Raw genomic sequence first — 20,082 nt, 5'->3', positions numbered from 1 at the left:
CGTTCTCCTACAGTGCGAAGGCAAGCCTTACCTAAGCGCTTGCGTTCAGCGCGGTGCACACACTCCACGACGGCATCCCGGGACCCGGGCGTGCGAGGACCGGCACCTGGCATCCGGACCAGTGGGGTTGGAAATCATGCGTTCACATCGTCTGCGGCTGCTCACCTCGGCGGCCACGGCCACCGCCCTCCTCACCCTCTCCGCCTGTGGCGGCTCCTCCTCCGACGGGGGCGACGGGAAGGACGGCAAGGACGCGAAGGACGGCGGCGGCAAGAGCTCCGCCGCGTCGTCCGACGCGTTCCCGATCACGGTGAAGCACGCCCTGGGCACCTCGACCATCGAGTCGAGGCCGAAGCGCGTCGCCACGGTGAACTGGGCCAACCACGAGGTGCCGCTGGCGCTCGGGGTCGTCCCCGTCGGCATGGCCTCCGCCAACTTCGGCGACGACGACGGCGACGGGGTGCTGCCCTGGGTGGAGGAGAAGCTCAAGGAGCTGGGGGCGAAGACCCCGGTCCTCTTCGACGAGAACGACGGCATCGACTTCGAGGCCGTCGCCGACACCGACCCGGATGTCATCCTCGCCTCCTACTCCGGCCTGACCAAGCAGGACTACGAGACCCTCAGCGAGATCGCCCCCGTGGTGGCGTACCCCGACGCCCCGTGGGCGACGCCGTGGCGGGAGATCATCCGCACGAACAGCAAGGCCATCGGGCTCGCCGCCGAGGGCGAGAAGATGATCAAGGATCTGGAGGGGGAGATCGGCCGCACCGTCGCCAAGTACCCCCAGATCAAGGGCAAGTCGGCGATGTTCATGACCCATGTCGACGCCGGTGATGTCAGCAAGGTCGGCTTCTACACCGCCCACGACACCCGGACCATGTTCTTCGAGGACCTCGGGATGAAGATCCCGGACAGCATCGCCAAGGCGTCCAAGGGCACGGACAAGTTCGCGCTCACCCGCAGCGCCGAGCAGGTCGACGAGTTCAACGACGTGGACATCATCACCGGCTACGGCGACGAGAAGGGCGACCTGACCAGGACGCTCCGCAAGGACCCGCTGCTGTCCAAGGTCCCCGCCGTCGACCGCGACTCCCTCTATCTGCTGCCCGGCAGCTCACCCCTGGGCACCGCGGCCAACCCGACGCCGCTGTCGATCTCCTGGGTGCTGGAGGACTACGTCGCCGCGCTCGCCAAGGCCGCGGACAAGGTCAAGTGAGAACGGTCCCCACCCGAACCGCGCCGGACGCCGCCGCACCGAGGCGGCGTCCGGCGCACGTCCGGCCGCTGTGGCTCCTCGCGGCGCTCCTCGTGCTGGCCGCGCTCATGGTGGCCTCCGTCGCCTTCGGCTCCCGGGCCATCGGCTGGACCGACGTCTGGGCCGCGCTCGGGGGCGCCGACACGACCCTGGAACAGGCGGCGGCGGGCAAACGGATTCCCCGCACCTTCCTCGCGGTGCTGATCGGCGCCGCGCTGGGCCTCGCCGGTGCCGTCATGCAGGGAGTGACCCGCAACCCGCTGGCCGACCCCGGCATCCTGGGCGTCAACATGGGCGCCTCGCTCGCCGTGGTCACGGCGGTCGCGTTCTTCGGGCTCTCCTCGCCGACCGGGTACATCTGGGTCGCGATGGCGGGCGCGGCGGTCTCGGCGCTCTTCGTGTACGGAGTGGGCTCGCTCGGCCGGGGCGGCGCCACGCCCCTGAAGCTGGCGCTCTCCGGGGCCGTGACCTCGGCCGCGTTCGCCTCGCTCGTCACCGCCGTGGTGCTGCCCCGCAACGACATCGCCGGCAGCTTCCGGCTCTGGCAGATCGGCGGCGTCGGCGGCGCCTCCTACGAGCGGATCGGTCAGGTCCTGCCCTTCCTCGCGGCGGGTCTGGTGATCTGTCTGCTCTCCGCCAAGGCCCTGAACTCGCTGGCGCTGGGGGAGGAACTGGCGGCCGGACTGGGCGAGCGGGTCGCCGTGGCCCGGGGTGTGGCGGCGCTCGGCGCCGTCGTCCTGTGCGGCGCGGCGACCGCGGTCGCCGGGCCGATCGCCTTCGTCGGACTCGTCGTCCCGCACGCCTGCCGGCTGCTCATCGGCGTGGACCACCGCTGGCTCCTCCCCTTCTCCGCGCTCCTCGGCGCGGCACTGCTCACCGCCGCCGATGTGGCCGGCCGGGTCGTGGCCCGCCCCGCGGAGATCGAGGTGGGCATCGTGACGGCGCTGATCGGCGCCCCGTTCTTCATCTGGATCGTCCGCCGGCAGAAGGTGCGTGCCCTGTGAGCGCCGTCGTTCTCCCCTCCCGCCCGCCCTCCACCGACGACGTGGCCCGCGGCCGGGTGCACCGGGCGCTGCGCCGCCGGGCGGTCTGCGCGCTGCTGGCCGTGCTGGTGGTGGCCGCCTTCGCCGTGACCCTGATGGCCGGGAAGACGTACTACCCGCTGGACGAGGTGATCCGGGTGGTCCTCGGTGAGCGGGTGCCGGGGGCGTCGTTCACCGTCGGACGGCTGCGGCTGCCGCGCGCCGTGCTCGCCGTGGTGGCGGGCTTCAGCTTCGGTCTGGCCGGTGTCACCTTCCAGACCATGCTGCGCAACCCGCTCGCCAGCCCCGATGTCATCGGCATCAGCTCGGGCGCGAGCGCGGCGGCGGCCGTCGCGATCGTCACGCTCTCCCTCGGCGAAACACAGGTGTCGGCCCTCGCGATCGCCGCCGCCCTCGCCGTCGCGCTGCTCGTCTACACCCTCGCCTTCAAGGACGGGGTGGTCGGCACCCGGCTCATCCTCATCGGCATCGGCATCGCCGCGATGCTCGACAGCGTCGTCGCCTATGTGCTGTCCCAGGCCGCCCAGTGGGATCTCCAGGAGGCGATGCGCTGGCTGACCGGCAGCCTCAACGGCGCCGGCTGGGAGCAGACCGTACCCGCCGCGGTGGCGCTGGCGGTGCTCTGCCCCGTCCTGCTGGGGCAGGCACGGAACCTCTCCGCGATGCAGCTCGGGGACGACACGGCCGCCGCCCTCGGGGTCCGGGTCGAACGCACCCGGGTCACGGTGATCGTCGCCGCGGTGGCTCTGATCGCGTTCGCCACGGCGGCGGCCGGGCCGATCGCCTTCGTCGCCTTCCTCTCCGGGCCCATCGCGGCACGGATCACCGGGCCGGGCGGTTCGCTGCTGGTGCCCGCCGGGCTGGTCGGCGCCCTGCTGGTGCTGGTCGCCGACTTCGCGGGGCAGTTCGCCTTCGGCGCCCGCTTCCCGGTCGGCGTCGTCACCGGTGTGCTCGGCGCGCCCTACCTCATCCATCTGATCATCCGCACCAACCGGGCAGGAGGTTCCCTGTGACCACGGCACACACCCTGGCGGCCGAACAGCTCACGCTCGGCTACGGCGACCGCACCGTCGTCTCGTCCCTCGATCTCGCCGTGGAGCCGGGCCGCATCACGGCGATCGTCGGCGCGAACGCCTGCGGCAAGTCGACCCTGCTGCGCTCCATGTCCCGGCTGCTCACCCCGCGCGAGGGCCGTGTCGTACTGGACGGTAAGGAGGTGCACCGCCTGCCCGCCAAGCAGCTCGCCCGCACCCTCGGGCTGCTGCCCCAGTCGCCCGTCGCCCCCGAGGGAATCACCGTCGCCGATCTCGTCGGCCGGGGACGCCATCCGCACCAGCGGGTGTTCTCCCGGTGGAGCGCCGAGGACGACGCGGCCGTGGCGGCGGCCCTGGAGGCCACCGACACCACCGCGCTGGCCGACCGCGCCGTGGACGAGCTGTCCGGCGGGCAGCGCCAGCGGGTGTGGATCGCGATGGCGCTCGCCCAGCGGACCGACATCCTGATGCTGGACGAGCCCACGACCTTCCTCGACGCGAGCCACCAGGTGGAGGTCCTCGATCTGCTGACGGACCTCAACCACGCGCGGGGCACCACCGTCGTCATGGTGCTGCACGACCTCAATCTGGCCGCCCGGTACGCCGACCGCGTCGTCGCCCTCGCGTCGGGCCGGCTGCACGCGGCCGGGACACCGCACGAGGTGCTGACCGAGGAGACCGTGCGCGCGGTGTTCGGCCTCAACAGCCGGATCATCGAGGACCCCGTCTCCGGCCGGCCGCTGATGCTCCCCATCGGGCGGCACGGCGTCCGGCGGGCGGAGGACGGACCGGCAGAGGACGAGCCGGTGAAAGACAGGCCGGCGGAGGACGGACCGACGGAAGACGGACCGGCAGAGGACGAGCCGGTGAAAGACAGGCCGGCGGAGGACGAGCCGGTGAAGGACGGACCGACGGAGGACGAGCCGGTGAAAGACAGGCCGGTGAAGGACGGACCCGCGGAACCCGTCCCCGCGTCCCGGACCGGCTGACGCGCCGGGCCCGTCCCGCCGGGCGGGGGCGCCGGTCCCGCAGCCCGCAGCCCGGGTCCGGGTCCCGCCCGCACACCCCCGCACCCTCGTACCCGACCACCGGGAGTCGCCTTGCCCCACAGGACCGCCGCCAGGGCCGCGGAGCACCCCGCTCCCCCGCCCGCCGAAACGCCCGCCGAACCGGCAGGCTGCCCCCCGCACCCGGCCGCCCGGCCCGGTTTCACCGAGCTGCGCTCATCCGCGGAGCTGCGGGAGCTGCTGGGCGAGCCGCACCCGGTCGTCATCGACAAGGTGCACGCCCGGCTCACCGACCACGACCGGGACCTGCTGGCCCGCTCCCCGTTCTGTCTGCTCTCCACAGCGGACGCGCTCGGCGCCTGCGATGTCTCCCCGCGCGGCGGGGACCCCGGCTTCATCCATGTCGTGGACGAGACCACCCTGGCGCTGCCGGAACGCCCCGGCAACCGCCGGGGGGACAGCCTCCACAACATCCTCGGCAACCCGCACGCCGGACTGCTCCACCTCGTCCCCGGCAGCGGGGACATCCTGCGGGTCAACGGCAGGGCCCGGATTCTCACCGACGCGCCTTTCTTCGACGCCATGGCGTCGAAGGGCCGCCGTCCCGCCCTCGCCGTTCTGCTGGAGATCGACGAGATCTATCTGCACTGCTCCCAGTCCCTGCTCCGCTCGGGTCTGTGGAGGACCGGGGCCCGGGAGAAGAGCGCCTGACCGCGCGCGGTCGCCGGGGACGGGAGAGATGAAACGATTCCCCGCCCTCGGCGACCGCGCGCGGCCGGATCAGACCACCGGCACCGGATCAGACCACCGGCGCCGGGAAGGTCGGGTACTCCACCCCCGAGACATGCTGGACGACCCGGATGACCTGGCAGGAGTAGCCGAACTCGTTGTCGTACCAGAGGTAGAGGATCGCGTTGTCGCCGTCGACCTTGGTGGCGCCGGCGTCGACGATCGAGGCGTGGCGCGAGCCGATGAAGTCGCTGGAGACCGCGTCGGGGGCGCTGGTGAAGTCGATCTGGCGCTTGAGCGGCGAGGTCAGCGAGACCTGGCGGAGGTGGTCGAGGACCTCGTCCCGCGTGGTCTCCCGGCCGAGCCGGAGACTGAGGATCGCGATCGAGACATCCGGCACCGGGACCCGGATCGAGCTGCCGGTGATCTTCGCGTCGAGGTCGGGCAGCGCCTTGGCGACGGCGGAGGCGGCGCCCGTCTCGGTGATCACCATATTGAGCGGCGCCGACCGGCCGCGCCGGTCCGAGCTGTGGTAATTGTCCAGCAGATTCTGGTCGTTGGTGAAGGAGTGGACGGTCTCCACATGGCCGCGCAGCACACCGTACTCGTCCGCCATCGCCTTCAGCGGCGGGACGATCGCGTTGGTGGTGCAGGAGGCGCAGGAGATGATCTGCTCGTCCGGCTTGATCATGTCGTGGTTGACGCCGTGCACGACATTGGGGACATCGCCCTTGCCCGGGGCGGTCAGCACGACCTTGGCGATGCCGGGGCGCAGATGCCTGGAGAGCCCCTCGCGGTCCCGCCACTTGCCGGTGTTGTCGATGAGGATGGCGTCCTTGATGCCGTACTCCGTGTAGTCCACGGCCGTCGGGTCGTCGGAGTAGATCATCTGGATCTCGTTGCCGTTGGCGATGATCCTGCCGTTGGCCTCGTCGACGGTGATCGTGCCCTGGAACTGGCCGTGGATGGAGTCCCGGCGCAGCAGGGAGGCGCGCTTGACGAGGTCCTGCCCCGCCCCCTTGCGGACGACGATGGCCCGCAGCCGCAGGCCGTTGCCGGAGCCGGCCTTCTCGATGAGCAGACGGGCGATGAGGCGGCCGATGCGGCCGAAGCCGTAGAGGACGACATCGCGGGCCTCGCGGCGCTCGATCCTGTTGGCGCCGGTGGCGCCGGCGACGGCCTCGGCGGTGAACTCGGCCACCGAGAGGCCGCGGTCGTCGGCCTTGTAGGTCGCGGCGAGCATGCCGATGTCGATCTGGGAGGGACCGAGGTCGAGCGCGGTGAGCGCCTGCAGGAACGGCAGCGTCTCGACGACCGAGAGCTCCTCACCGGCTATCTGCCGGGCGAATCGGTGGGTTTTGAGGATGCTGACCACGGACTTGTTCACCATGGAGCGGCTGTGGATCAGGACGGTGACATCCCGCTCCCGGTGCAGCTTCCCGATGATCGGGATCATCGACTCCGCGATCTCCTCGCGGTTCTTCCAGTTGGTGAACGAGTCGTCGTTGAGAGTCACAGTCTTCTCTTTCGAGCTAGGCGGCGCTCATATGCTAACCCGGGGCCGTTTTGATCTTCCCCCACGGTCCCGGAAACCGGCGCGGGCCGGGGCCCGCGGGGCCGGGCGGGGCCCGCGGGGGCCGTACAGGGGGGTGACAGCGGCGCGGGACCGGGCCAGGATGCACGGATGATCTCCACGCCACCCGTCGCCGTCCGCCTCCCCCACTACACCGAGACCGAACTCGCCGAGATCACCGGCGGGGCCGGCGATCCCTTCGGGACCAACGGACTCGGGCTGGCCTGGCGCCCCAAGGACGTCCACTTCGGCGTCCGGCAGGGCGGCCGGCTGGTGGCGCACGCCGGCTGGGCGGAGGTGACGATGCGGGTGGGTGACGCCCGCCTCCGGCTGGGCGGTCTCGGCGGGGTGATCGTGGCCCCCGCGTTCCGGGGCCGGGGGCTGGCCCGGCTGGTGGTGGCCGCCGCCGTGGAGCACACCCGCGACACCGGCGCGGATTTCGGACTGCTCTTCTGTCTGCCGGAGCGGGTCCCGGTGTACGAGCGGCTGGGGTGGCGGCTCCTGGACGACGAGGTCCGGGTGGAGCAGCCCGGCGGACCGGTCCGTATGCCGATCCCGGCGATGTGGATTCCGCCGCGCGACACGGACGCGTGGCCGCCCGGACCCGCGCGTCTGCTCACGCTCCCGGTGTGAGAACTCCCCGAGGCGCGCGGGTGCGCCGTCCGCCGCCGGGGCCCGGGACTGTGGGAGGGTGCCCCGGTACGCATCGGAGTGCGCCCCGCGAGCCGGAATACGCGGCGCCCGGCCACCGGTTGGGATCACCATGACAGACACTCATCTGGACACCCACGCACTGCTGGAGCGGAGCCGGCTCGGGGTGCTCGCCACCATCAAGTCCGACGGCCGCCCCCAGCTCTCCCCCATCATGCCCGTGTACGACCGGGCCGCCGCCGTCATCCGCGTGTCGACCACGGAGGGCACCGCGAAGATCGCCAACCTGCGCCGGGACCCGCGCGCCACCCTGGAGGTCACCAGCGAGGACGGCCGCTCCTGGGCGACCGCCGAGGGCACCGCCACCCTCGTCGGCCCGGGCACCGACCCGCACGGCCCCGAGGTCGAGGCGCTGGTGGAGTACTACCGCGCCGCCGCCGGTGAGCACCCCGACTGGGACGAGTACCGGTCGGTCATGGTCTCCGAGCGCAGGGTGCTGATGACGATGACGGTGGACAAGGTGTATGGCACCAGCATCGGTTGAGGGACCGCTGCCGGGCCCGTGACGGAGCGTTGACGGCCACACGGGCAGCGCGGGGCACACGGGCACGGAGGGTCGCGGGCGCGGGGAGCGCGGGGCGGGGAGCGCGGGGCGGGGAGCGCGGGGCGTCTCAGCCGGTGAGCGGACGGGCGGGGGTGACCTCCCGGACATGGACGACGATGTCGAACCAGTCGGCGAGCGCCCCGCCGGACATGTGGTGGGCGGCGTCCTCCCCGGGGTCGTACCAGGGGCCGACCAGCCGTGTCCTGGCGGGGGCGGCCAGCCACTCCCGTACCGGCGCGGGGGCGGGCACGCGGAGATCCAGCAGATACGCGTCCAGCCCGGCGCCGCCCAGCACGGACTCGGCGAACTCCTCCGGCGGGTCCGGGACGGGCTGGGACGTCCGTCCGTGGTGGAACGTCAGGCCGAGGGAGACGTACTCCGGCCCCCAGAGCCGCCGCAGCCGGCCGCCCGCGTTCCGGTGGGCCGTCGGCGACGGCGCGGGGGAGACCGTGCGCGCGTCCCCGTTGGCGGTGTGCGCGAGACCACCCCAGTGGACGATCCTGTCGCCGGTGCGCTCGTGCCACCGGCGGGTGTTCTCGGCCAGGCTCCACTCGACACCGGCCGGACCGCTGTACGGAGGGCGTGCCCCGCCGCCGTCCGAGGGGACCCCCGCGAACCGGACCGGGTCGTCGGGGTTGCGCTCGTTGTGGGAGCGCATCCAGCGGACGACGGCGAGGAGTTCCCCGGTCCGCCAGAACGACCGCGCCCCCGCCAGCAGCGCGCGCGGGTCGCCCGCTCCCGTACGGATGTACGCGTCGAGGCCGACCCTCGCCGCGTCGCCCCCCTCCAGGGCGAGAGCCCGGAACCCCTCCTGCTCGACCAGCAGGCGGAGGATGCGGTGCGCGGTCGACGACAGCTCGTGGGAGTCGCGGACGGAGGCGCCGAGGGCGACGGTCCTCGCGTTTCCCACCATCGCCGCCAGCGGCTGGAGATCGGCCGCCGGAGCCCCGGGGTCCATCGTGGTGAGCGGGTGGGCATGCCGCCGAATCCACCGGGCCACCGCCTCCGTCCCGCCCGCCCCGGTCTCCGCCGTGTTCCCGGCCATGCCGAACCTCCTCGATCGTGGGGTGCGGCGCCTTGCCCCTCCGCCGCCCGCGCCCCCATCGTCGAAGCTCGATCGCGGTTGAGGTCAAGCCGGGCCCGCGCCTCCGCCGGAGCGCCGCGGTCCGGGGTGTCAGGCGCGCCGACCGCCCGGGGGGCCGCGGTTCCGCCACGATGGGCCGTCACGAGGTGGTCGCGGCCGTACGCGTGGGAGAGGACGGGGAGAGGACGGTGACGGGTGTGGGCGGTCCAGGGGTGCTCGGACGGGCGCGGATGTGGGCGCGGGCCTCGCTGGTCTGCGTGGTGGGCGCGGTACTGGCGCTGGTGTCCGCGGTGCGCGGGGGCGGGCTGCTGATCGTGGTGGGCGGTCTCGCGGGGCTGGCCGTCGCGGGCGTCGGCGTCTGGTGGGCCCTCGCGTACCGGGGCCCGGTCCGGGCGCTCGGCGCACTCCTGGTGCTCGCGGCCCCCGTGGCCGTGATCGTGCTCTACACCGGCCACGGCCTGTGGGGTCCGGCGCTGCTGGCGATGGCCCTGTGGTGGGCGGCGCTGGGGTGCGCCCGGTCGGCGCTGCGCCGGGTGCGCCCGCCGCGCGGTGTGCGCGCCGAGCGCCGGCGGCCCCCGCGCCGACCGTTCCTGATCATGAACCCGGCGTCGGGCGGCGGGAAGGTCGCCCGCTTCCATCTGGTGGAGCGGGCCGAGCGGCTGGGCGCGCGGGTGATCCTCCTGCCCTCCGGCGCCGGTGCGGATGTCACCGCGCTCGCCCGGCGGGCCGTGGCCGACGGCGCGGATCTGCTCGGTGTGGCGGGCGGCGACGGCACCCAGGCGCTGGTGGCGGCCGTCGCCGCCGAGCACGGACTGCCGTTCCTGGTGATCTCCGCGGGCACCCGCAACCACTTCGCCATGGATCTGGGCCTGGACCGCACGGACCCCTCCCGCTGTCTGGACGCCCTCACCGACGGCGAGGAGATCCGGGTGGACCTGGGGTTCGTGGCGGACCGTCCCTTCGTCAACACCGCCTCCTTCGGGGTGTACGCGGAGATCGTCCGGAGTCCCCGGTACCGGGGCGACCAGGCGGGCACCGCCCTGGACGCCCTGCCCGATCTGCTGCTGAGGGGGCCCGCGCACCGGCTCGACGCCACCGCGGACGACACCCCGCTCCCCTCCCAGCAGGCGCTGCTGGTCAGCAACAACCCCTACGCGGACACCGATCTGTCGGCCACGGGCCGGCGGCTGCGGCTGGACCGGGGCGCGCTGGGGGTCATCGGCATCCGGGTGGACAGCGCGGCCCAGGCCGCGCGGCTCGCGGTGCTCGGCGCCCAGGCGCCCGGGCTGACCCTGCTGACGGCCCGCCGGGTGCGGGTCGGCTCCACCGCCCCCACCCTGGCCGTCGCGGTGGACGGCGAGGCCCTGACCCTGCCCGCCCCGGTGGTCTGCACGATCCGCCCGCGCGCCCTGCGGGTGCTGCTCCCCCGCCACCGGCCCGGCGCGCCGCCGAGCCGCCCGCGGCTGAACTGGCGGCAGATCGCGCTGCTCGCGCTCGGCAGGCCCGTCCCCTCGGAGTGAGATCCGGTCAGCCCACGGGCTCCGGGGCGGTGGTCCGGGCGTAGTGCTCGGCGATCTCGTCGCTGGTCGTCAGCCATACGCCGGGGTGGCGGGCGATGTGCTCCAGGGCCCGGTCCAGATATTTGTGCCGGAAGGGCTGGTTGATGACGAACGGGTGCAGAACCAGCGACATGACCCGGCCGCTGTGGGCGGAGTCGGCCCAGAGCTGCTCCAGCTGGTCCTCGACGACCCGGACGAAGTCGGGTCCGCTGAGGCTCTTGCCGACGAACAGGCTGATGTCATTGACCTCGATGGAGTACGGAACGCTCAGCATCCCCGGCACGTTCAGCCGATAGGGCTGGTCGTCGTTGGCCCAGTCGAGGACATAGCCGAGGCCCAGTTCGGCGAGGAGCGCGGGGGTGTGGAAGGTCTCGGTGAGGGCGGGCCCCAGCCAGCCCCGGGGTCTGCGGCCGGTGGCCCGCTCGATGGTGGCGACCACCTCGGTGAGGGCGGCGCGCTCCTCCTCGCGGGTCATGTCCGTCTGGAGCGTGGAGTTGTTCCTGCCGTGGGCCGCCCACACCCAGTCCCGTTCCAGTCCGGCCCGGATGATCTGGGGATAGCGTTCGGTGACATCGGAGTTGAGCATCACACTCGCCCGGATGCGGTGCCGGTCGAGGCTCTCGATCAGCCGCCAGATGCCCACCCGGGGGCCGTAGTCGCGCCAGCCGTGGTTCAGCGGGTCGGGCACCAGGTCCCTGGTGCCCGGGAAGATGCTGGTCGACGGGCGGTCGATCCGGTAGTGCTCGACATTCAGCGCCAGATAGAAGGCGACCCGGGCGCCGTTCGGCCAGTGGATCGGCCTCCGCTCGGGGATGGGGCTGTAGTCGAAGAGCTGGTTGTCCATCAGCGCTCACCTCGTTCGCCGTCGGGGGCGGCGGTCCCGCCCGGGGGCTATCCTCGAACGCTCACATCGATGTGATGGTCAAGCCACGAGGTGGAGCGGATGCGCATCGGAGAACTCTCACACCGCACGGACGCCTCCCGGCGGCTGCTGCGCTACTACGAGGAGCAGGGGCTGATCGCCGCCGACCGCTGCGCGAACGGCTACCGCAGATACGACGAGCGGTTCGTCGACCGGGTGCTCCAGATCAGAGGGCTTCTCGACGCGGGGCTCCCGACCCGGATCATCAAGCAGATCCTGCCCTGCCTGGACCGTCCCCGGACGATCTACTTCCCGGACGCGACACCGGAGATGATCGCCGCCCTGGAGCACGAACGGGACCGGATGACCGAGCGCATCCGGTGTCTGACCCGCAACCGTGACGCGATCAGTTCCTATCTGACCGCGGTACTCGACTACGACCCCGGCGGCAGCGGCGAAACCATCCCTTCATCTGAAGGGATGGAACGCCAACAAACATAGGAAAAAGGGTGGTTGAGGCCGGACGGGGTGCCTGCCCTGAGCGCGTCCCGCTCCGGACGGGGTGCCTGTCCTGAGCGCGTCCCGCCCCCGGAGCAGAGCCGCTCCCGAGGCAGCGCCGCGCCCCTGGCCCACGTCGCTCGGCGTCCGGCCCCGGCCCCGGCCCCGGGCGGAACGCGTCGCGCAAGCACACCCCGGCCCGTGTCCCGCTCGGTCTCGCGGGCCGCCCGGGGACGCCTTGGCCGGGATTTGTCCGTGGGCTTGCCGTGCTCTGTACGGGTGTTAACACGCCGCCCACGAAGGTGGGGCAACCGGATTCACTCCACCCCCACCGAGCAGGAGTTCCCATGAAGCGCACCTTCCGTGCCCGCGCGGTGATCGCCACAACGGCCGCCGCGGTCGCTGTCACCACCGCCGTGGCGGTCGGCGTCGCCCAGGCCGGGGACCGGGACGGCAACGCCGGGACCAAGGCCGACAAGCGGGAGATAGCGGCGCTCTTCGGGCAGTGGAACGCGGCCCTGGGGACCGGGAACCCGCAGACGGTCGCCGACCGTTACGCCTCCGACGCGGTGCTGCTCCCCACGGTGTCCCCGGACATCCGCACCAGCCGCACGCAGATCGTCGACTACTTCGAGCACTTCCTCCAGAAGCAGCCCCGGGGCGAGAAGATCCGCTCGGTCATCCACGTCCTGGACGGCGACTCGGCGATCGACACCGGGCTGTACCGCTTCCACCTCACCGACCCCGCCACCCGGAAGGTCTCCCCCGTCGTGGCCCGCTACACGTACCAGTACGAGAAGCGCGGCGGGAAGTGGCTGATCGTCAACCACCACTCCTCGGTGCTCCCGGCCGCGGGCTGAGCCGCAGGCCGATCCGCACACAGAGTCCGCCCCCGGGCGAGTCCCGCAGGGTCACCGTCCCGCCGTCGTCCGTCACCAGCTGCCGGACGACGGCGAGGCCCAGCCCCGTCCCCGAACGGCCGGTCAGCCCCTGGCCGCGCCAGAACCGGTCGAACGCGCGGGACTGCTCGGCCGCGGACATCCCCGGCCCCTGGTCCAGGACCTCCAGCACCGTCGTCTCCGCGCCCGGCGCCGCCAGCCGCACGGTGATGGTGCCGCCGTCGGGAGAGACCTCCAGCGCGTTGGAGAGCACATTGTCCAGCACCTGGTCGAGGTTGCCGGGCCCGGCCAGCACATGCGGGCGCTCGTCGGCGCTGCCGACGAGCACGATCCGCACCCCTCGCTCGTCGGCGGCCGGACGCCAGACACTCAGCCGCTCGGCGACCAGTTCGCGCAGGGCCAGCGGCTCCGGCGCGGACACCTTCGCCTCCGCCCGGGCGAGCACCAGCAGCCCGCTGACCAGCCGGCTCATCCGGACCACCTCGGCGGTGGCCTGCTCCACGTCCTCCCGCACGAACTCGTCGTCCACACCGTCGGCGATGTTGTCGAGCGAGAGCCGCAGCGCGGTCAGCGGGGTGCGGAGCTGGTGCGAGGCGTCGGCGACGAAGATCCGCTGGGCGGCGACCAGGGTGTCGAGACGCTCGGCGCCCTGGTTGAGCGTGCGGGCCAGGGTCTGGGTCTCCCGGGGGCCGGTGATCGGTGAACGGGCGGTCAGATCACCGTCGCTGAAGCGGCTCGCCATGTCGTTGAGCTGCCGGAGCGGCTTGGTGAGCAGCCGGGCCACGATCGTGCCGAGGCCGGCGGCGACCGCCAGCACCCCCACCGCGAGAAAGGCCCGGAAGCCCCAGATCCGCCAGAGCCGGTCGGTGAGGTCCTCCGTCGCGTAACGGATGCGCACGGCGCCGACGATCCGGTCGTCGGACTGGGCGCGCGCCGGCACGGTGACCACCAGCTCCGGGCCCCAGACCAGCCGGCCTCCCCAGTCGGCCGTGGTCCCGCCCTCGCGCAGCGCCCGGGTGAACGCGGGATCGGCCGGCCGGGCGGGCATCCGCAGCGGCGGTACGGCCACGCCGTCGGCGGAGACCACCTCGACCCGGCCGGGCGTCTCGTCCGCGTACGCCTCCGCGACCCTGGCGAGCGCCTGCCGGGCGGGCGCGTCGCCGCCGCCGAGGAGCAGCGCCATGGTGGTGGCCTCGCGCCGCACCGACTCCTCGGTGTCGCCGCGCAGCTGCGCGGTGAGGGTGTAGGCGACGGGGACGGTGAAGGCGGCCAGGGCCACGCCGACCAGGAGGACGTAACTGACGATCAGCCGCCGGATCACGGCGCGCCTCCCTCGTCCGCGCCGGGAGCCGCCCGGGCGGGGCGCTCCCCGGTGGTCACTCGGTCCCCGCGCTCTCGGTGAGCACCAGCCGGAACCCGACGCCGCGCACCGTCTCGATCACCACCGCTCCGGCGAGCTTGCGGCGCAGGGCGGCCACATGCACGTCGAGGGTCTTGGTCGGGCCGAACCAGTTGGCGTCCCAGACCGCCTCCATGATCTGCTCCCGCGACATCAGGGCGCCGGGCTCCTCGGTGAGAAAGGCCAGCAGGTCGTACTCCTTCGGGGTGAGCGCGACCTCCGCCCCGTCCAGCCGGACCCGGGCGGCCTTGCGGTCCAGCAGAAGCCGGGAGCCGTACCGGTCCGGGCCGCCGGCCGCGGCACTCTGCGCGGGCTGGACCCGGCGCATCACCGCGCGAATCCGGGCGATCACCTCACGGACGCCGAAGGGCTTGGAGACATAGTCGTCCGCCCCGATCTCCAGGCCCACCACCCGGTCGGTCTCGTCGCTGCGGGCGCTGATGACGATGATCGGCACATTGCCGCGCCGGCGCAGCTCCCGGCAGACGTCGAGGCCGTCGGTGTCCGGCAGCCCCAGATCCAGCAGCACCAGGTCGTAGGGCTCGGTGACGGCCAGCGCGGCCGTCCCGGTGGAGGCCCATTCCACGGCGAAGCCGTAGCGCAGCAGCCCGCGCCGCAGCGACTCGGCGACGGGCTCGTCGTCCTCCACCAGCAGTACCCGCAATGCATGCACGGATGCACCCTAGTGTGCGGAGGCCGCACCCATGTACGACAAGCCCGTACCCCCGGGGTTCGGGGGTCAGTTCCGGCGGCCGTGCACGAACAGCTGGGGCTCGGCCGCCGCCTCCGGATGGTCCGGGGTGAAGAGGGTGCTCCGCTCCGCGAGGACCTCGAAGCCGGACGCGGCGACCAGGGCGGTGAACTCCCCGGGGCCGAAGCTGGTCAGCCGCACCGGCCGTCCCATGAACACCCCTTCGACGCCCTCCACGTCCAGCGGGACGGTCGCCGCGGCGAGCAGGCCCCCGGGGACCAGCGCCCGGCCGAGCCGCCCCAGGAGCCGGGACTGCTCGTCGCGGTCCATCTGGAGCAGCGAGAAGTAGACACAGACCGCGTCGAAACTCCCCTCTTCCAGGGGAAGTTCACGGATGTCGGCGTGGCGGAAGACGGCGGACGGCACCTGCCGGGTCGCCAGCTCCACCATCACCGGCGACACATCGACACCCAGCACCTCGTGTCCCGCGTCCGCCAGCCGCCGCGCGGTCGGCCGGCCCGTGCCGCTGCCCACGTCCAGGACCCGGCTGTGCGGTGCGAGCCGCTCCAGCAGCCACTCCAGTGAGGCGTGGTGAGCCGGGGAGTCGGCGAAGGCCTGCTCGTACGCGGCGCCCAGGGCGTCGAAGACCTCTGCGGCGGGGGGACGTCGGTCCTCGGCCATCGGCGTGCTTCCTTCCGTTGCCCTGCGAGGGTGGGCATCGTCTCATGATCCGCCCACCGGCGGGCCGGGTCCCCGGGGCCCCGGGAGCCCGCCCGCCGGTGGACCGCGTACCGCCGGGCCGGTGGTGGACCCACCGGGTGCCGGCGGTGCTCCGGGGCGTTCGGATCAGTCGTCGTAGGACAGTCCGTGCCCGATGGGGTAGAGCACTCGGCCGGGATCGTCGGCGCACTGCACGGGTACGGGCAGCTCACCGCGGGGTTCGGCGCGGCCCGCGATCACCCGGGCGGCGGCCCGCAGCTCCACGCTGGTCCAGCAGTAGGTGGCGAGGGACGCTCCCACTCCGTCGAGGTGGGCGATGTCGTAGGGGTTGCGGACGGCGACATGGACGACCGGCACCCCGGTCGCGACCAGCCGCCGGACCAGGGACCGCTGGCCGTCGGCGGCGGCGATGTCGTGGGTCAGGACGACGATCGCGTCCTTGCCCCGGGCGGCGGCGACCGCCGCGTCGGCCCCCCGCTCGTCGGGAGTGATCCCGGTGGGCAGTGCCGTGACGGAGAAGCGCAGCTCGGTGAGGGCATCGGCCAGCGCCGGCAGGGCGCTGAGGCTCTCGTCGTGGGGGAATTTCTCATCGGCGCCGACGACCAGCAGATTCTTCCGGCGCCGCCTGTTCAGGGGCAGTAGTCCCGCCTTGTTGACCAGCAGGGTCGTGGTGTTCTCGGCGATGCGGTCGGCGGTGGCGAGGTGCCCGCGCGTGCCGACCCCGCGGTCCACCGCCGCCTCGGGGACATACGGGTCCCGGAGGAGTCCGAGCTTCTCCTTGAGGCGCAGGATGCGCAGGATCGCCTCGTCCAGGCGGGCCTCGGCGAGTTCGCCGTCCTGTACCGCCCTGAGGACCGCGTTCCACGCGAGCGGCAGGTTGTTCGGGTAGAGGAGCTGGTCCACACCCGCCTTCAGGGCGAGCACGGGCACCCGCTCCTCGCCGTACTTCTGCAGGACGCCCCGCATGTTGAGGGCGTCGCTCACGATGACGCCGTCGTAGCCGAGCTCCTCGCGCAGCACCCCGGTGATGATGGGACGGGAGAGCGTCGCCGGATCGTCGCTCGGGTCGAGCGCGGGCATCTGGAGATGCGCGGTCATGATCGAGTCGACGCCCGCCGCGATGGCCGCGCGGAAGGGCGGGGCGTCGATCCGCTGCCACTCCTCGCGGGTGTGGGTGATCACCGGGAGGCCGAAGTGGCTGTCCACCGCCGTGTCGCCATGGCCGGGGAAGTGCTTGGCGACGGCGGAGACACCCACCCGCTGGTACCCCTCGACCTGGGCGGCGACCATCCGCGTCACGGCGCCGGGATCGGCGCCGAAGGAGCGGACGTTGATGACCGGGTTGGCCGGGTTGACATTGACGTCGGCGACCGGGGCGAAGTTCTGCCGGATGCCCATCGCGGCCAGTTCGGTTCCGGCGATCCGGGCGGCGGTGCGGGCGTCGCGCGCCGAGCCGCCCGCGCCCAGGGCCATGGCGGCGGGCAGCTGGGTCGCCGGAGCGCCGATCCGGACGTTCGCGCCGTACTCCTGGTCGATGGAGATCAGCAGCGGCACCCCGGCGGAGGAGTCGAGAGCGGCCCGCTGGAGGCCGTTGGAGAGGCCGGCGATCTGGCGCGGGTTCCAGATGTTCCCCGACCAGACGAAGTAGATGACCCCGCCGAGGTGGAATCTGGCGACCGCCTCGGCGCCGGTGCTGACACCCATCAGCGCCCGGTTGGCCTCGGCGGCCTCGGGTACGGGGTCGGTGGCCGACGCGCCGCAGACGAAGGTGGCGAAGACCTGGCCGACCTTCTCCTCCGCGCTCATCCCCGCGATGAGCCGGCGGAGCCGCGCGTCCCGGGCCCCCGGGCTCTCGGCGGCGGCGGACGGGGTGCTGCCGTGGGCGACGACGGCCGTGGCGGCGGTCGCGGTGGAAGCGGCTATGAGGGTGCGTCTGGAGACACTCCGATGGTGCATGTTCTGCCCTTCCGGCCATGCCTGATATCGAGACAGAGAAGTGTCCGAAACCATTCGGACAGCCGGAAAGGTACTGATGGATCAATGGCCGGGCAAGGGAGTTTTCACCAGGAGGGGAAATAGGGCGGAATGGCCGGAGCTATTTTTAACTGATTCATATATTCCACTTACACTTTCCGGCTTCACCTGAACACCCACGGTGTCGGAGAGCCCCTCCACTCCCCTGGTCCGCGCCCCGAACAAGGGTGCGCCGAGCGGGCATTGGGCGAGTGGGAGAGGCGCCCGCTCGCCCGGCGCGGCCGGCTGTGAAAAGCCCCACGACGCTCCTGCCGGGAGAACCACCGTGCCGGGCGGGAACATGTCGGCGGCGGGATATTCGACAATCGGGGCACTACGGGATTCGGGGCTTGGCGGGCGGGGCCGGGAACGCCCGCCGCGCCCGGGAGAACGGGCGCGGCGGCCGGCCCGGTCCGGTGGGGCCCGGGGGCTGCTCAGCTTCGGGCGGTGGCCCAGGCACGGGCCCTCTCCACCGGGGACACCCCGTACTCCGCCTCGACGGCGCCGGCGATCAGATGGCAGAACAGATAGCGCTGGAGGGGGACGAGACCGAGCCGGGAGAGATGGGCGTAGAGCATGTTGATGGCCAGCCGGTGAGTGAGGAACCACTCGGAGCCGAGGACCTCGGTCGTGTAGCGCCCGGTGCCCAGGAGGACCTCGTGGAAGTCGACGGTGTGGCGCTGGACCATCCCCGGCTCCGGCGCCGCGCCGTCCAGATCGATCTCCCCGCCGGCGATCAGCGGCGCGGCGATCTCCTTCTGCCGCGCGACGAGCCGGAGCCACTCCCGGACGTGCCTCGGCGAGCGGTCCTCGTCGACCCGGGCCACCCGGTCGCGGACGAGCGCGCGCAGGGGCGCGGCCTGCCGCTGGTACGCGGCCTCGAACCCCGCCCGGACGCCGTCGCGGTCCTCGCAGTAGGAGCAGAACGCCTCGGCGTGCGAACGGAAGGACATATAGCCGCGGGCGATCGGGGGGACGCTGGTGTGCGCGAAGGCGATCATCAGATCGAGCGCCACCCGGAACAGGCTCAGCTCCCCCCGGCGGATGGCCTCCAGCGTCGGGAACGCCAGCGCCGTGCTCTCGGCGTGGAAGGTGTCGAGGAGATCGATGAGCCGGTCGTCGCGGAGAATGTGACGGCGGTCCTCGTACGGCTCGGTCTGGAGCGTGTTGTCGGGGTACCAGGGACCCAGCGGGCCGTGGTCGCTCTCCCGGACGGCGAGCAGCCGCTGCCGCTCGGTCACGGCGGCCTCGTCGAGGACGGTGGTCGAGGGGTGGTCCCGCAGATGGCGGCCGAGCCTCGCGGTGGCCTCGGGCAGCACCTCCCGCTCCCAGACGTCCGCGTCCGCGCGGAGGTTGAGCCGCAGATGCGGGCCGCGCCGCCAGTGCCGGACGATGTACGGCTGCCGTACCCGGTCGCCCAGATCGGCCAGGAGGGGGCGGACGGCGTCCAGGATGAGGTCGTCCTTGGCCTCGCTGTAGTAGCGGATCTGGATGCTGCGCCAGTCGGTCACGGGCTCTCCCTGAGGTCGAGGAAGGTCATGGCGGTCAGATAGCGCAGATGGGCTTCCTGGGGGCCGGACAGGCCGAGCCGGTTGCAGAGCAGGTGGACACAGCGCAGCAGCAGGATCGTCCTGTCGCCGTGCGGGCCGGCGCCCGGGTGGAAGGACGAGCCGGCGGGCGCTGGACGGAAGCGGCCGGCCGCCTGGAGGGTGCGGATCTCGTGGTGCAGGGTGCGGATCGAGCGCGCCCACGCGCCGGTGAGCCCGTCCGGGGCGGGGTCGGCGGCGATCCGGCGGCAGCGGATGGCCTGGGCGGTCAGCGCGGCGCGCTGGCGGGCGAAGGCCGCCGCCCGCCCGGCCCCGGCCGTGGCGGGGTCGTCCCAGCGGTCGCGGGTGCGCTCCAGCACCGAGGTGACGCGGTCGTGATCCGGTTCCCCGGCCGTCAGCGCGAGCATCAGGGAGGCCAGGGCGAAGCCCAGCCGGCGTTCGGGTGCCGCGGTGCGTTCCAGGACCGCCAGGGCGATACGGCTGGAGTCGGTGAAGTGGCGCTCGACGGCGTCGACCGCCTCGGGCCCGCCGAACACCGCGTACTCCGGCCGGTAGGGGATGTCCTCCACACCGTCGGCGAGCCGCAGCCGCCGGTCGTAGTACGGCAGTTCCTCGGCGCGCGCCAGGCTCTCGGCGGTGAGCGCGTAGCGGTCCGGGTCCCAGCGCTCGGTGGTGGGGTGCTCCTCCAGGTGCTTCTCCAGCGCGGCCCTGGCCCGGTCCCGTACGTCGGCGCCGTCGGCGGGGCGCAGCCGCAGCCGCAGATGCGGGCCGCCCTCCCAGTAGCGGAGGAAGAAGAACCGGTCGAGCAGCCGGTCGGCGTCCAGGGAGCGGACCAGGTCGCCGACCGCGCCGACGATCAGCCGGTCGGTGCCGCCCCGGTGGAAGACGTGCAGCGAGGTCCACGCCTCCGCCAT

General features: G+C 72.8%; 18 protein-coding genes and 1 pseudogene. 10 read left to right on the top strand and 9 right to left on the bottom strand.

Going from position 1 to position 20,082, the window contains the following annotated elements:
* Nucleotides 1-136 precede the first annotated feature (136 nt).
* The 5 genes and pseudogenes from ACWCRA_RS02200 to ACWCRA_RS02180 all read left to right on the top strand — a co-directional run bounded on the left by ACWCRA_RS02200 (nucleotide 137) and on the right by ACWCRA_RS02180 (nucleotide 5,050).
* On the top strand, nucleotides 137-1,216 hold the full coding sequence (locus ACWCRA_RS02200; RefSeq protein WP_451066651.1) for an iron-siderophore ABC transporter substrate-binding protein: 1,080 nt from the start codon (nucleotides 137-139) through the stop codon (nucleotides 1,214-1,216).
* The gene (locus tag ACWCRA_RS02195) at nucleotides 1,213-2,259 is read left to right on the top strand and encodes a FecCD family ABC transporter permease (RefSeq protein ID WP_351552660.1); all 1,047 of its coding nucleotides are present in this window, start codon (nucleotides 1,213-1,215) and stop codon (nucleotides 2,257-2,259) included. The genes ACWCRA_RS02200 and ACWCRA_RS02195 overlap by 4 nt, the downstream gene beginning before the upstream one ends.
* Complete coding sequence (locus tag ACWCRA_RS02190) at nucleotides 2,256-3,311, top strand: FecCD family ABC transporter permease (protein WP_451066650.1); 1,056 nt, start codon at nucleotides 2,256-2,258, stop codon at nucleotides 3,309-3,311. Before ACWCRA_RS02195 ends, ACWCRA_RS02190 begins: the two co-directional genes overlap by 4 nt.
* Nucleotides 3,308-4,102 (top strand): annotated as a pseudogene (locus tag ACWCRA_RS02185) (ABC transporter ATP-binding protein); the annotation flags it as partial. The gene ACWCRA_RS02190 and the pseudogene ACWCRA_RS02185, both read left to right, overlap by 4 nt.
* Before the next feature lie 447 nt (nucleotides 4,103-4,549).
* The gene (locus ACWCRA_RS02180; RefSeq protein WP_451066764.1) at nucleotides 4,550-5,050 is read left to right on the top strand and encodes an MSMEG_1061 family FMN-dependent PPOX-type flavoprotein; all 501 of its coding nucleotides are present in this window, start codon (nucleotides 4,550-4,552) and stop codon (nucleotides 5,048-5,050) included.
* 88 nt (nucleotides 5,051-5,138) lie between these two features.
* Here ACWCRA_RS02180 and ACWCRA_RS02175 read toward each other — a convergent pair whose 3' ends face one another.
* Nucleotides 5,139-6,584 (bottom strand): glyceraldehyde-3-phosphate dehydrogenase, encoded by a 1,446-nt coding sequence (locus ACWCRA_RS02175; RefSeq protein WP_351552666.1) that lies wholly within the window; start codon nucleotides 6,582-6,584, stop codon nucleotides 5,139-5,141.
* 168 nt (nucleotides 6,585-6,752) lie between these two features.
* Between ACWCRA_RS02175 and ACWCRA_RS02170 the strand changes: the two genes are divergently transcribed.
* On the top strand, nucleotides 6,753-7,274 hold the full coding sequence (locus ACWCRA_RS02170) for a GNAT family N-acetyltransferase (RefSeq protein WP_451066649.1): 522 nt from the start codon (nucleotides 6,753-6,755) through the stop codon (nucleotides 7,272-7,274).
* A gap of 130 nt (nucleotides 7,275-7,404) precedes the next feature.
* A complete protein-coding gene (locus ACWCRA_RS02165) occupies nucleotides 7,405-7,836 on the top strand; it encodes a PPOX class F420-dependent oxidoreductase (RefSeq protein WP_351552672.1) in 432 nt (143 codons plus the stop codon).
* A 127-nt stretch (nucleotides 7,837-7,963) separates the two neighbouring features.
* On the opposite strand, the gene ACWCRA_RS02160 is transcribed toward ACWCRA_RS02165, so the two are convergent.
* Entirely contained in the window at nucleotides 7,964-8,941 is a 978-nt protein-coding gene (locus ACWCRA_RS02160; protein WP_451066648.1) for an erythromycin esterase family protein, read from the bottom strand.
* 269 nt (nucleotides 8,942-9,210) lie between these two features.
* On the opposite strand from ACWCRA_RS02160, the gene ACWCRA_RS02155 reads away from it, so the two are divergent.
* On the top strand, nucleotides 9,211-10,500 hold the full coding sequence (locus ACWCRA_RS02155) for a diacylglycerol/lipid kinase family protein (protein ID WP_451066763.1): 1,290 nt from the start codon (nucleotides 9,211-9,213) through the stop codon (nucleotides 10,498-10,500).
* 7 nt (nucleotides 10,501-10,507) lie between these two features.
* Here the strand turns inward: ACWCRA_RS02155 and ACWCRA_RS02150 are convergent, their stop codons facing one another.
* On the bottom strand, nucleotides 10,508-11,383 hold the full coding sequence (locus tag ACWCRA_RS02150) for a polysaccharide deacetylase family protein (RefSeq protein ID WP_451066647.1): 876 nt from the start codon (nucleotides 11,381-11,383) through the stop codon (nucleotides 10,508-10,510).
* Nucleotides 11,384-11,482: 99 nt separating this feature from the next.
* Here ACWCRA_RS02150 and ACWCRA_RS02145 point away from each other — a divergent pair, with 99 nt between their 5' ends.
* Both ACWCRA_RS02145 and ACWCRA_RS02140 read left to right on the top strand, forming a co-directional pair.
* Nucleotides 11,483-11,902, top strand: coding sequence for a MerR family transcriptional regulator (locus tag ACWCRA_RS02145; RefSeq protein WP_451066646.1), 420 nt, complete (start codon nucleotides 11,483-11,485; stop codon nucleotides 11,900-11,902).
* Between the two features lie 344 nt (nucleotides 11,903-12,246).
* Nucleotides 12,247-12,759 (top strand): SgcJ/EcaC family oxidoreductase, encoded by a 513-nt coding sequence (locus tag ACWCRA_RS02140; RefSeq protein ID WP_351552684.1) that lies wholly within the window; start codon nucleotides 12,247-12,249, stop codon nucleotides 12,757-12,759.
* Here the strand turns inward: ACWCRA_RS02140 and ACWCRA_RS02135 are convergent.
* The 6 genes from ACWCRA_RS02135 to ACWCRA_RS02110 all read right to left on the bottom strand — a co-directional run bounded on the left by ACWCRA_RS02135 (nucleotide 12,722) and on the right by ACWCRA_RS02110 (nucleotide 20,082).
* Nucleotides 12,722-14,119 (bottom strand): sensor histidine kinase, encoded by a 1,398-nt coding sequence (locus ACWCRA_RS02135; protein ID WP_351552687.1) that lies wholly within the window; start codon nucleotides 14,117-14,119, stop codon nucleotides 12,722-12,724. The genes ACWCRA_RS02140 and ACWCRA_RS02135 overlap by 38 nt on opposite strands.
* Nucleotides 14,120-14,174: 55 nt before the next feature.
* A complete protein-coding gene (locus ACWCRA_RS02130) occupies nucleotides 14,175-14,861 on the bottom strand; it encodes a response regulator transcription factor (protein WP_351552836.1) in 687 nt (228 codons plus the stop codon).
* Between the two features lie 75 nt (nucleotides 14,862-14,936).
* On the bottom strand, nucleotides 14,937-15,569 hold the full coding sequence (locus ACWCRA_RS02125) for a class I SAM-dependent methyltransferase (RefSeq protein WP_351552690.1): 633 nt from the start codon (nucleotides 15,567-15,569) through the stop codon (nucleotides 14,937-14,939).
* 165 nt (nucleotides 15,570-15,734) lie between these two features.
* The gene (locus ACWCRA_RS02120) at nucleotides 15,735-17,564 is read right to left on the bottom strand and encodes a glycoside hydrolase family 3 protein (protein WP_351552693.1); all 1,830 of its coding nucleotides are present in this window, start codon (nucleotides 17,562-17,564) and stop codon (nucleotides 15,735-15,737) included.
* A gap of 491 nt (nucleotides 17,565-18,055) precedes the next feature.
* Nucleotides 18,056-19,132: a thiopeptide maturation pyridine synthase gene (locus tag ACWCRA_RS02115; protein WP_351552696.1), complete on the bottom strand. Its 1,077-nt coding sequence runs from the start codon at nucleotides 19,130-19,132 to the stop codon at nucleotides 18,056-18,058.
* Nucleotides 19,129-20,082: a thiopeptide-type bacteriocin biosynthesis protein gene (locus ACWCRA_RS02110; RefSeq protein WP_451066645.1), complete on the bottom strand. Its 954-nt coding sequence runs from the start codon at nucleotides 20,080-20,082 to the stop codon at nucleotides 19,129-19,131. Before ACWCRA_RS02110 ends, ACWCRA_RS02115 begins: the two co-directional genes overlap by 4 nt.

It is taken from the genome of Streptomyces sp. NPDC001889 (assembly GCF_053594535.1).
The sequence above is the reverse complement of the archived record's forward strand: the minus strand, read 5'-3'. Positions and strand labels throughout refer to the sequence as shown.